The 11,981-nt window shown below is 50.1% G+C and carries 8 protein-coding genes and 1 pseudogene; 3 read left to right on the top strand and 6 right to left on the bottom strand.

All coding sequences use genetic code 11. From position 1 onward, the window contains the following. Positions 1-93 precede the first annotated feature (93 nt). The 3 genes from NB640_RS09020 to NB640_RS09030 all read right to left on the bottom strand — a co-directional run bounded on the left by NB640_RS09020 (position 94) and on the right by NB640_RS09030 (position 4,576). Positions 94-1,563 (bottom strand): IS1182 family transposase, encoded by a 1,470-nt coding sequence (locus tag NB640_RS09020; protein ID WP_269308386.1) that lies wholly within the window; start codon positions 1,561-1,563, stop codon positions 94-96. Positions 1,564-1,702: 139 nt separating this feature from the next. Then, positions 1,703-4,096 carry an endopeptidase La gene (lon, locus tag NB640_RS09025; protein ID WP_269310437.1) on the bottom strand — a complete coding sequence of 798 codons (2,394 nt, stop codon included), beginning with the start codon at positions 4,094-4,096 and terminating at the stop codon, positions 1,703-1,705. Between the two features lie 75 nt (positions 4,097-4,171). Next, a complete protein-coding gene (locus tag NB640_RS09030; protein WP_269308387.1) occupies positions 4,172-4,576 on the bottom strand; it encodes an Hsp20/alpha crystallin family protein in 405 nt (134 codons plus the stop codon). 365 nt (positions 4,577-4,941) lie between these two features. On the opposite strand from NB640_RS09030, the gene NB640_RS09035 reads away from it, so the two are divergent. The 3 genes from NB640_RS09035 to NB640_RS09045 all read left to right on the top strand — a co-directional run bounded on the left by NB640_RS09035 (position 4,942) and on the right by NB640_RS09045 (position 8,292). Further along, positions 4,942-5,592, top strand: coding sequence for a phosphatidylserine decarboxylase (locus NB640_RS09035; protein ID WP_269308388.1), 651 nt, complete (start codon positions 4,942-4,944; stop codon positions 5,590-5,592). A 112-nt stretch (positions 5,593-5,704) separates the two neighbouring features. Next, positions 5,705-6,484 (top strand): CDP-diacylglycerol--serine O-phosphatidyltransferase, encoded by a 780-nt coding sequence (pssA, locus tag NB640_RS09040; RefSeq protein ID WP_269308389.1) that lies wholly within the window; start codon positions 5,705-5,707, stop codon positions 6,482-6,484. A gap of 296 nt (positions 6,485-6,780) precedes the next feature. Then, positions 6,781-8,292: a 2-isopropylmalate synthase gene (locus NB640_RS09045; RefSeq protein ID WP_269308390.1), complete on the top strand. Its 1,512-nt coding sequence runs from the start codon at positions 6,781-6,783 to the stop codon at positions 8,290-8,292. A 134-nt stretch (positions 8,293-8,426) separates the two neighbouring features. Here the strand turns inward: NB640_RS09045 and NB640_RS09050 are convergent, their stop codons facing one another. From NB640_RS09050 to NB640_RS09060, 3 genes and pseudogenes are all read right to left on the bottom strand, one after another. Continuing rightward, positions 8,427-9,704, bottom strand: a complete 1,278-nt coding sequence (locus NB640_RS09050; protein WP_269308391.1) for a putative bifunctional diguanylate cyclase/phosphodiesterase — start codon at positions 9,702-9,704, stop codon at positions 8,427-8,429. 125 nt (positions 9,705-9,829) lie between these two features. Beyond that, positions 9,830-10,871: pseudogene (locus NB640_RS09055) on the bottom strand (IS481 family transposase). Between the two features lie 99 nt (positions 10,872-10,970). Further along, the gene (locus NB640_RS09060; RefSeq protein ID WP_269308392.1) at positions 10,971-11,837 is read right to left on the bottom strand and encodes a PAS domain-containing protein; all 867 of its coding nucleotides are present in this window, start codon (positions 11,835-11,837) and stop codon (positions 10,971-10,973) included. Positions 11,838-11,981 lie beyond the last annotated feature (144 nt).

The following is an 11,981-nucleotide window of genomic DNA, read 5'->3' on the forward strand; positions in this document are numbered from 1 at the left end:
CATCAGTTCCAATAAAAAAGAGGCAGCATTCGCTGCCTCTCAGACTGCTGACAAACCCCATTTTTTTCGAAGTGGGGTTTTTTCATTGGCGCATTATCGGGAGATCAAAACAAAATTAAAATAGCTATCACATTTTCCATTAAGCCCCCTTGGCCGAAATATCCCAATGACAAGGCCGAATCTTCCCGGGAAATGGCGCAAAAAAGCAAGGCTTGCTGCCTCAAGCAGGCGTGCCATCTTCTTCATGTTCTGACACGCTGCCGCTAAAAGCGCCTGCCCCTTCACTTTCGATAAACCACGGTAACGCGCATAACGGTGACCGTGCAACTCTTTCGCATCCGCAAAACTGCGCTCTACCGTTTCCTGTCGCCGACGGTAAATCGCCTTGCCCTTTGCCGTCAGGCGATTGTCATGAACCTGTTCCTTGAAGCCCTGCCAAATATGCCGGGTGATCAGTTTTATCTGGTTGCGGCTCTGGGTACACTGCATAAGAAAGGCGCAGTCCGTACATTGCCCTTGTTGAGAGGCATATTCCCGGTACCCTGAACGGTTGGTCGTACGGTAAGGTAAAAGCTTTCCATTGGGACAGAGATAACAGTCTCCTTGAGGGTCATAGCTGTACTGCCGCTTGTAAAAGTAGCCCGCCTTGTGATTCGGACGACGGTAACCGATAACGCCGTATATGCCTCGCTCTATGAGTCCCTTGGCTATGTGTGGTGTGTCATAACCTGCATCCAAGCCTACGGCCTGTATCTCAAATCCAAAACGTGACTGCATCCTGTCAAGACGCTTCAGGTAAGAAACACTGTCATGGACATTTCCCGGCGTCACATGGGTGTCTGTGATCAGGGCGTACTTGCCGTCAACGGTGCGGTGGTCCAGGTAGTAAAAACCTTTGGGCTTGCCATCACGAACAAGGTAGCCAGCATCAGGGTCTGCCGGGCTGACTTTGATTTCTTTTTGTGAGGGCGGTTCGTCGTCTCTGTCTGAAAGGGGATTTTTGCCATGGGAATAACGGTCGGCTTCTATGGCGCTGTTGAGTTCTGCAAGGTAGGCAACGGGCTTTTGCTCAACAAGGTGACGTTCGTGACGGTTCTTGTTGGCCGAGGCTTTGAGGTGTGTGCTGTCACTGTAAAAAACGCGACCGCCTATTAATCCATGACGGATGCACTGCTCAACAATCTCGTCAAAAATGACTTGTTCTATGTCTGTGCCAGCAAAGCGACGACGGCGGTTCTGGGAAAGGGTGCTGGCGTCTGGAACACGGTCTGTCAGGCGTAAGCCTAAAAACCAGCGGTAGGCTACGTTAACCTGAATCTCACGCTCTATCTGGCGCTCTGATCTTATCCCGAATAGGTACCCAATGAAGAGCATCTTGAATAAAACTACGGGATCAAGGGCGGGCCTGCCATTGTCCGCACTGTAAAGATGGGCGGTGTGCTCTCTGATAAAGTCAAAATGGATGTGGCGGTCTATCAGTCTTAATAGATGGTCTTTGGGAACCAGTTCTTCAAGGGTGACCATCTCCAATTCGTGTTGCTGCGGTGTCGGTGTCTTTAGCATCAGAGTCTGCCTTTTATGCGGATATCTATAAGCAATTCCATTAAAGCAAAATCCCCGGCTTAACGCCAGGGACTTTGCAATACTTTGTCAGCAGTCTGAGAGGCAGCATTCGCTGCCTCTTTTGTTTGCGTTGGCCGGTTTATTTCGCCTTTCTGGTTTTACCCGCGCGGCGCTCGGCTGCGAGCGCTTCTTTTAACGCATCATCCACGGTCTCCAGCCAGACAAATTTCAGCTGTTTTTTTGCATCGTCCGGAATGTCTTCCAGGTCTTTTTTGTTGCGAGCCGGAAGCATGACGGTCTTGATGCCGGCACGTAATGCTGCCAGTACCTTTTCCTTGATGCCGCCAACCGGCAGAACCAGCCCGCGCAGGCTGATTTCACCCGTCATGGCATGGTCTGCCAGGATGGGGCGGTTCATCATCATGGATGTCAGTGCCAAAAACATGGCAACGCCTGCACTGGGACCGTCTTTCGGTATTGCCCCTGCGGGGACATGAACGTGAATATCACTGTTTTCAAAGAGGCCCGGTTCCAGGTTGAGCGAAACCGCCCGTGCCTTGAGGAGTGTCAGGGCGGCAATGGCACTTTCCCGCATGACATCACCCAGCTGGCCGGTCAGCGTCAGCTTGTCTTTGCCCGGCACCCGGCTGGCTTCAATGAAGAGGATATCTCCGCCAACCGGTGTCCAGGCAAGCCCTGTTGCAACGCCGGGCATGTCGGTGCGCATAGCCACTTCATTTTCAAAACGGGGCGCCCCCAGGATCCGGTGGACATCACTCACATCGATTTTTTTGCTTTCGACAATGCCTTCCGCTACCTGTACGGCTACATTGCGGCAGACACTGCCGATTTCACGCTCCAGGTTGCGAACGCCAGCTTCACGGGTGTAATGGTTGATGATTTCATGCAGGGCACGCTTGGTGATACGGCACTGTTTTGTATTCAGGCCATTGGCCTGCACCTGACGTTTGACCAGGTAACGTTCGGCAATCTGTGCTTTTTCCTCCTCTGTGTAGCCAGGCAGCTCGATCATTTCCATACGGTCACGAAGCGGACCCGGAATGGTATCCGGCATATTGGCCGTGCAGACAAACATGACGCCGGACAGATCAAACGGCACTGACAGGTAATTGTCCCGGAAACTGTTGTTCTGTTCAGGGTCAAGCACCTCAAGGAGCGCTGCGGCAGGGTCACCATGAACACCGGTGCCGAGCTTGTCGACTTCATCAAGCAGCATGACGCAGTTATTCGTGCCGGCGCGGCGGAGTGCCTGGATGATATTGCCAGGCAGGGCGCCCAGATAGGTGCGCCGGTGTCCCCGGATTTCCGCTTCATCGTGTACGCCCCCCATACTGACACGGACAAATTTGCGGCCGGTGGCTTTGGCAATGCTTTGCCCAAGGGACGTTTTACCGACACCCGGGGGGCCGACAAAACACAGGAGCGGACTTCTGCCTTTCGGGTTGAGCTTGTGTACGGCCAGAAATTCCAGAATGCGCCGTTTGATTTTTTCCAGGCCATAGTGATCCTGGTCCAGCTGTTTGCGTGCCTTGGTAATGTCGGTTTGATCTTCACTGGCGATTGACCAGGGCAATTCGATCAGCCATTCCAGGTAAGTCCGCAGCATGGAGTATTCGCCAGCTGCTTCGGGCATGTTTTTCAGGCGGTTCAGCTCTTTTTTTGCATGCGTTTCCACTTCTTCGGGCATTTTCGCTTTGGCAATGGCTTTTTCGATATCATTCAGTTCCGAATTGCCGCTGTCATTATCGCCAAGCTGGTGCTGGATCGTTTTGAGCTGCTCTCGCAGAAGCGCTTCACGCTGGCGGTCACCCAGCCGTTCCTGGGTCTGCTTGTCAATATCGCGGGATACCCTTAAGACCTCAAGTCGGTAATTGAGCATTTTGAGCACGTTATCCATGCGCTCTTTCAGGTCCGGCATTTCAAGTACCCGCTGTTTTTCCTCCGGGCTGATATCAATAAGGCCGGTCAACAGGTCGGAAAGGAGTTCCGGTGAGCTGATGTTGAGCATGGAATCAGCAATCTCCTGCGGAACATCGGGCGTCATCTGGAGGATTTCGACGGCGCGCTGCTTGAGCTGCACCATGCGGCCCTCGATTTCGATGTCTTTTTCATTCGTTTCCGGGAAGCGATCGACTTCAGCGACAAGGAAAGGATAGCCGTCAAGCATTTTCCTGATGCGGAAGCGCCCCTCGCCCTGGCAAACGATGTGGTGGGATTCGGACGGGCTCGTGACATACCGCAGGATATTGGAAGCGGTGCCTACCTCATGCAACTCTTCCTGGCCGGAAGGAACGTCTTCTTCCGGATCCTTTTGCAGGATAATGCCCAATTGACGGTCGTTGCGAATCGCGGTCTGCGCAGCGAGAATGGAGCTGTCACGCCCGATGTGAATAGGGACAACCATGCCCGGGAAAAGGACCAGATTTCGCACAGGCAGCAGAATAAGCGCATCTTCCGGGACAGCCGGGAAATCGGTTTTGTCTTTTTCTTCCAGCGGATTTTCCGGCGCCATTGCCCCGGAAAGATTGGTATCCGAGCCTTCGGAAAGTGAAAAGATGTTAAGAGGGTTATTCATTGGTCACCTGTATCAGATTTTTTTCAGAACCAGTTTCAGACAGCCGTTGGCCAGTGTATTTTCACAGATTTCAAACTGGCCGCCTTTCAGGTTGATTCGCCGTTCAAAACGGCCATGGGGAATTTCCATGCGGCGGATAATGGCATTGGTTTTTTCAGCACACAGCGGGCGCTCACCGACAATCGCAAGCGTATCGTTATCCACGATGACGCTGATGTTGTCAGGGGCAACACCTGGCAGGGCTATCCAGATGAGGAGTTCGTTTTTGGTTTCAAATATGTCGACAGGCGGCTCCCACATGGGACCGCTCTGGCTACTCTGGCGTAGCTGGAAAAACTGGCGCTGGAGCCTGTCAGCCTGTTCAAGCATTTTCAGGGCATGTACCCACATGGGTTTGGAAGGATCGCGGAACGTCATAATTTACCGTTTATTCAGAAAGTCGTAAGGACAGCCGTTTTCTTTAGGCCGGTACTATGGTAGAATTATTGCCTTCAGGATATTTTATTGCCTTGAAGGTATATCATGCATGAACTCTGCCGCAAACGCTACATTCTCTTATATTAATCGGTTTGTTGCTTGCGTTGGAGCAATAAGTGAAAATGAACCGGTACGCTGGTATCTTTTCATTTGCTTGCCAGGCGGTATTTCCTTTCTTATCTGGGACCGCTTTTTGTCTTTTCAATAGCAAACGTAGCGGCAAATATGATATCTCGGCTGGATAAAGTGGAACAAAAAACCAACTATCTGTAATATAGTGTGTTAACTATCTGATTTTCGGAGACGTGTTGAGAAATTATCCTCATCCCATTATTGCACGTGAAGGCTGGCCTTTTCTTGGCCTGGCTTTTGTCGCGTCTGTACTTGTTACTTTCATGTGGGGGCTGTGGTCCTTGCCGCTTTGGCTGATCACGTTTTTTATCCTGCAGTTTTTCCGTGACCCGGCAAGGGCCGTTCCGGAAAATGCCAATGCCGTACTGTCTCCTGCAGACGGGCGGATTGTCGTGGTGGAAAAAACAGAAGATGTCTACGGAGGACGCGAGGCGCTGAAAATCAGTGTTTTCATGAATGTGTTCAATGTGCATTCCAATCGTTCACCGGTCAATGGCGAGATCGAAAAGGTGGCGTATTTTCCGGGGAAATTTGTCAATGCCGACCTGGACAAGGCATCCATGGAAAATGAGCGCAATGCGATGGTGATCCGCGCGGATAACGGCGCCATGGTGACCTGTGTCCAGATTGCCGGACTGGTTGCCAGGCGCATTCTCTGTTATGTGGGCAAGGGGGATGCGCTTTCCCGGGGACAGCGTTTTGGCTTTATCCGGTTTGGTTCGCGTGTGGATGTGTACCTTCCGGTTACCGCGCAACCCAAAGTGGCGGTCGGTGACAAGGTGTATGCTACGGAAACGATTCTGGCCGAATTCTCCTCACATTGACGAGAATGAAGAAAAAGCGGGTATAACGTGTTAATCTAGAACTTGCGATGATGCGTTATTACCCTATTAAAGAGACTGTTTTCTTGCCGGAACAACCCGGAAAGGTTGCCCTGTGAAGCCGTTGAAACCCCGCCGCAGGGGAATTTACCTCCTGCCGAACATGATCACGATATCCGCTCTGTTTTGCGGATTTTATGCGATCGTGATGTCACTGAATCTCGAATTCAAACAATCCACAGTGGCCATTTTCATCGGCATGATTTTAGACAGCATGGATGGCCGGGTGGCGCGTCTGACCCGCACCCAGAGCGAATTTGGCGCCCAGCTCGACAGTCTTTCCGACATGGTCACCTTTGGGGTCGCTCCGGCCCTTGTGGCTTATGAGTGGTCGTTAAAAGGCATGGGCCGGATGGGCTGGGTGGCCGCCTTTATTTACTGCGCCTGTGCGGCCTTGCGCCTGGCGCGTTTCAATACCAATATCGCGGTTGTCGACAAGCGTTTCTTCCAGGGATTACCCAGCCCGGCAGCAGCAGCCATCGTGGCCGGTTTTATCTGGCTGATGGATGATCTGGGCTTTTTCGGGCGGGATTTTTACTGGACCTGCTGGGGAATTACCCTGTATGCGGGTCTGACCATGGTCACCAATGTCCCGTTTTACAGTTTCAAGGAAATGAATATTCGCAAGTCGGTACCGTTTATTGCGGTTATTGTGCTGGTGCTGATTGTGGTGACGATTTCTTTTGATCCGCCCAAAGTCCTGTTTGGCCTTTTTGTCCTGTATGGACTGTCAGGATATGTGGTTTATGTGTGGCACAAGATAAAAGGCAAGCCGGTCAGTATTGTCCAGACGGAAGAAGAGCAGTTTGAAGCACCGGATTCAAATTCGGGGTAGAATGGTTCCAACAAGTCGGCTGGTGGAAAAATAATTGTTTTTTGCCAGTCAAAAAAGTTGCATGATTCAAAAAAGAGGCTTATAGTTCTCGCATGATTATCATCAGTGACATTGCTGTTTTCACTTCTTTATGCGCATGGTGTCACGCCCTGCCGCTATCCCCGCTAGCGCGCTAAGCGTGCTGATATCCCTATACCCACAATTTGTGCTGTCGTTGCCGTTCGCCACGAGTGAATGAGGCAAGGCTGTACTTGAACGTATTTAATAGATAGCCGTTTTTACCAAAGGAGCATGACATGGTTTCCAATCCAGCAGACAAAGTTTATATTTTCGATACCACCTTGCGAGACGGGGAACAGGTACCCGGCAGCCAGCTGAATACTCTGGAAAAAATCGAGATTGCGCGGGCGCTGGAAGAGCTGGGCGTCGATATCATCGAAGCCGGATTCCCCATGTCCAGCCCGGGTGATTTCAAATCGGTGGTCGAAATATCAAAGGCTGTCAGAAAGCCGGTCATTGCGGCATTAACGCGTGCCGTTGAGCGTGATATCGATATTGCGCTTGATGCCTTGAAACATGCGGAAAGAGGGCGTATCCATACTGGTATTGGTGTTTCTCCCTACCATATTTATTCCAAGTTCAATTCCACGCCGGATGAAATCGTTGAGCGAGCAGTCAAGGCCGTGAAATACACCCGCCGCTTCATTGATGATGTGGAGTTTTTTGCCGAGGACGCCGGACGCAGTGAAAATGAATTTCTGGCGCGTATTGTGGAAGCGGTGATTGAAGCAGGTGCTACCGTGATCAATATCCCGGATACCACGGGTTACTGCACGCCTTACGAATACGGCGAAAAGATCAAATACCTGATAAACCATGTCAAAAATATCGATAAGGCGATTCTTTCTGCGCATTGCCACAACGATCTGGGCATGGCGACTGCCAATGCCCTGGCTGGTATCGTCAATGGTGTCCGCCAGGTTGAGTGTACGGTTAATGGCATTGGTGAACGTGCAGGCAATACCTCAATGGAAGAGGTTGTCATGATCCTGAAATGCCGCAAGGATCTGCCGTTTTATACAGATATTGAAACCACGCGGATCATGAAGACGTCGCGCCTGGTTTCCAATCTCATGCGTATGCCGGTACAGCCGAACAAGGCGATTGTCGGCCGTAATGCTTTTGCACATTCATCCGGCATTCATCAGGACGGTGTACTGAAAAACCGCGAAAATTACGAGATCATTGATCCGGCTGATGTGGGCGTCAGCGATTCTTCCATCGTGCTGAGTGCACGCAGTGGCCGTGCTGCGCTTGACCACCACTTGCGCCGGCTGGGCTATGAACTGTCACCCGAAGCGCTGGATGTGGCGTATACCAAATTCCTGGTAGTGGCCGATGAGAAAAAGACGGTTTCCGACGATGATCTTCGCATTTTAGCCGGCATTGACACCATTGAAGATGCCAGAAGAGTCCGGCTTGACTACCTGCAGGTCGTCTGTGGCAAGAGCTCCATTCCGATGGCTACGATTCGTCTGGTTATTGATGGCGAGCCCTGTATGGCAACGGCTTCCGGCAATGGCCCGATCGATGCCGCATTGAATGCGGTAAGACAACTGGTCAAGCAGAAGGTGACGCTTGAGGAGTTCCTGATTCAGGCGATTACCCGTGGCACGGATGATGTCGGCAAGGTTCATATCCAGGCAGAATACAAAGGCAAGGTATTTTATGGATTCTCCGCGGATACCGATATTGTGACCGCTTCAGTCAATGCGTATCTGGATGCCGTTTCCAAGGTGATTGACTAGGTGCAGAGCGTATTTACGTTATGTAATCGATTGCCGGAAATGGTATTCAAGGAAGGACACATCATTTCCGGCTTTTTTATCGTTCAAGTCCCACTGTGCAGACGATGCATTCGTGCGTGTGGCCCTGTTTTTCCTTACGTCTCGAGCCGCTCTCGCAGCACATCCGGTGGAACCGGTTTGTAGATAAGAAAACCCTGCATGCAGTCAGCGCCGCATTCGCGGCAGTAATCAAGCTGTTCTGTCGTTTCGACGCCTTCGATGCAAACCATTTTACCCATAGAATGAACCAGGTCCGTAATCAGGCGAATAAAGGATTTTGAATAGGAATCCGTTGAGACATCCCTGATGAAGGTCCGGTCGATTTTGACAATATCAATCGACAATTCGCGCATATTGCCCAGTGAGGAGTAACCCACACCAAAATCATCCATGGCAATGCGAATGCCATGCTGCCGTAACTCGTCAGAAAGATGTTTTACCCGCTGGATGTCGTGCATGACCATGCCTTCTGTTATCTCAAAAATAATATTTGAAGGGCTGACGCCGGTTTCTTCCAGTATCAGAAGAACACGTTCCAGGAAATCCTGTTGCTGGAACTGGCGGATTGAGATATTGATGCTTGCATAAAAATCCGGACGCGTTGCATTGATTTCCCTGCAGAAGGTGGTCGCTTCGCGAAGCACGAATTCTCCGACAGGAACGATGAGCCCCAGATATTCTGCCAGGGGAATAAACTGCGCGGGAGAGATGGTTTGTCCTGTGGAGAGTATCCATCGCAGGAGCGCTTCAGCACCGATGATATTGCCTGTTGCCTCCGTTAAGGGCTGATAAACGACAGAAAATCCCCGAAACCCGTTATCAATGGCCTCACGCATTTCTTTTTCGATTTCCGCGCGCGCAATGGAGTCGTTATCCCGTGTACTGGAATAAAAAGCGTAATTGTTTTTACCCATACGCTTTGCCTGGTACATGGCAATGTCGGCATGTTTAATGATGTCCTTGCTGTTTGCGTCATCTTCGGGAAAGTGCACCACACCGATACTTAACGTGCAGTAAAAACTTTTATTGATGACATGCCAGGGAAGCTGGGCGCGGGCAAGCAGGCTGTTGATGACGGCATAAATGGAATCGGTATGCTCCGGCGACATCAGGATGACAAATTCATCACCGCCAAAGCGGAAGACATTCGCCATGCTGCCGAAATCGCTTTTCAGGAAAGAGGCAAAGTCCTTGAGGATGACATCACCATAATCATGACCGTAACCATCATTGATGATCTTGAAGTCATCCATGTCAATGAAAAGCAGATAACTGACCTGCCCTGACTGCCGGGTATCTTCAAGCGCCTGGGTCAGGCAGGCTTCAAGGTGATGGCGGTTACCCAGCCCTGTTAACTGGTCGGTCAGCGCCATATCCCGGATGACGCGCTCATTTTTTCTTCGGATCAGCGCCGTGGAAACCAGTTGGGAAATGTTTTCAAGTGTAGTAGTTTAGACCTGATCTGACAGAAGCCGGTTTTGTTTGGGTATCTGTCAGATTACATCTGGATCAGATTTTTCTCCTTCCAGACATTCAATCCATCAAGAAAGGTCTGCATGGGCGTTCTGCCACAGCACATTTTTTCCCTGATGGGTTCGTTCATTATTGTAATAATGAAGCCAGTTGTCCAGATCGGATTGCAGTGAATCCAGATCGTAGTACAGTTTTTTCCGGAATGCCACCTGGTAAAACTCCTGTAAAACAGTCTTGTGAAAGCGCTCACAGATACCGTTTGTCTGGGGTGACCTGACTTTCGTTTTCGTGTGATCGATGTCATTGATTGCCAGATAAAGCTGATAATCATGGTTCTCAACGCGGCCACAGAACTCTGTTCCCCTATCCGTAAGGATGCGTAATACCGGTACATCCTGGGATGCGTGAAACGGCAGCACCCTGTCGTTGAGCAAATCTGCTGCGGTAATGGGTGTCTTGCTGGTATACAACTTACAGTGAGCAACACGGCTATAGGTATCAACATACGTTTGTTGATATATCCGGCCTACTCCTTTCAGGGTACCGACATAGAAGGTGTCCTGAGAACCCAGATAACCCGGATGGGCGGTTTCTATCTCGCCATGAACGATGTCATCCTGCTTTTTCTTCTCAAGAGCGGCAACCTGTTCTTCCGTGAGAATAATACCTTCGCTGGCTACCTTGGCTTCCAGTGCTTTCAGGCGTTTTTTGAAGTTCTCCAGGTCATGGCGCAGCCAGACAGATCGAACACCGCTGCCAGATATAAAAATGCCGAGCTTTCTCAGCTCATTACTGGTGCGGACCTGACCGTGGGCCGGGTAGTCGATGGCATATTGAACAACAGCTTTTTCTGTGGCTTCTTCTGTCCGGTTCTTGAGATTGGGAACACGTCTGCTCTGGTTTATCAGGGCATCAATACCCCCTTGTCCTACTTGCTCGTGATAGCGATAAAAGGTATCACGTGATACGCCCATGACTTTGCAGGCTTTCGATACGTTATTGAGCTCGGATGCCAGATTAAGCAGCCCGACTTTGTGTTTGATGATCGGATTGGTAGTATGTAACATGAGAGTTACCTCCTTAAGGTTTTGTTTACGGATTCGACACCCATATCAAAACCGGTAACTCTCTCCTTTGCAAGAGATAACTGTCAGATTAGATTCAAACTACTTCATTTCAAGGAACACAAGTGTGGCCTTATCCCATTGCCGTTCCTTGATACATTCATCAAAGCAGATAAATCCAAATGGTTCTTCCTGTATGTAAACGGCAAAAATGGCGGCAGCGATAACCCCTTCGTGATCAAACTCATCCGCAGATCCTTCCGGAATATCGCCATAATTGATAATACTGCGACCGTATTTTTTCAGGTCATCCGCCACTTCAGGAAGATCCTTTTCATAATCTATCGTGAACTCTCCCATGGATGAGATGCCCTCGTTGCACCATTCATAAGAGGCCTTGCATTGCGTGTGATCCGGGCTGTCTTCAAACAGAATGACACGGCTGATATCAAGATAGACACCGGTCCGGTCAAGGAGTATCTGCAGGGATTTGTCCAGGTCGGATTTGTGTAGTCCCTGAAGAATGTCATTCAAGACAGCATGCTGTCTTAAATTATCTCCAATTTTTTCCAGGTTGTTTTTTGTATCGGTATAGTCTGTAATAATGCAGTCCGCATAGATTACTTCGCCGTTTTCATTTCGGACCACATTGCTGTTATCCATGACCCACATGGGCGTACCGTCCGCTTTTATCACCCGGTAAACCGTCGTATATTCATCAACGCCGTTCGCTTCGTAAGTATCCAGTGCGGTAACCAGCTCATCAATATCGTCCGGATGAACAATCCCTGTCCACGTTATTTTCCCGGTCAGAAAATCATCCTTGCTGTAACCATAAGCAGCAATATTTTCTGTAATGAAAGTAGTTACCCATTTTCCGTTTTCACCAGTTACGCGGAGCGCAACAGAAGGGCTTCGTTCAATAATTTCTTCGGCAATAACCCTGTCAGGGGATTTGGGCAGGTTCACACGCTTCTCCTATTATCAGACAATGTCTACCAGGAGCGCTCCAGTTATTGGTGACAGACAGGCATTTGTGGTTTCTTGCTATTGGGGGGAAACCCGCTGTACCGGCGCACATTTATTTATACTTTCGGAAAGTATCATATTACT

It is taken from the genome of Oxalobacter vibrioformis, from assembly GCF_027118995.1.
Lineage (GTDB): Bacteria > Pseudomonadota > Gammaproteobacteria > Burkholderiales > Burkholderiaceae_D > Oxalobacter > Oxalobacter vibrioformis.

Excerpts from the sequence above, each read along its gene's own strand:
- NB640_RS09020 (WP_269308386.1), bottom strand. The coding sequence starts at position 1,563 with ATGCTAAAGACACCGACACCGCAGCAACACGAATTGGAGATGGTCACC.
- lon (WP_269310437.1), bottom strand. The coding sequence starts at position 4,096 with ATGGCGCCGGAAAATCCGCTGGAAGAAAAAGACAAAACCGATTTCCCG.
- NB640_RS09030 (WP_269308387.1), bottom strand. The coding sequence starts at position 4,576 with ATGACGTTCCGCGATCCTTCCAAACCCATGTGGGTACATGCCCTGAAA.
- NB640_RS09045 (WP_269308390.1), top strand. The coding sequence starts at position 6,781 with ATGGTTTCCAATCCAGCAGACAAAGTTTATATTTTCGATACCACCTTG.
- NB640_RS09050 (WP_269308391.1), bottom strand. The coding sequence starts at position 9,704 with ATGGCGCTGACCGACCAGTTAACAGGGCTGGGTAACCGCCATCACCTT.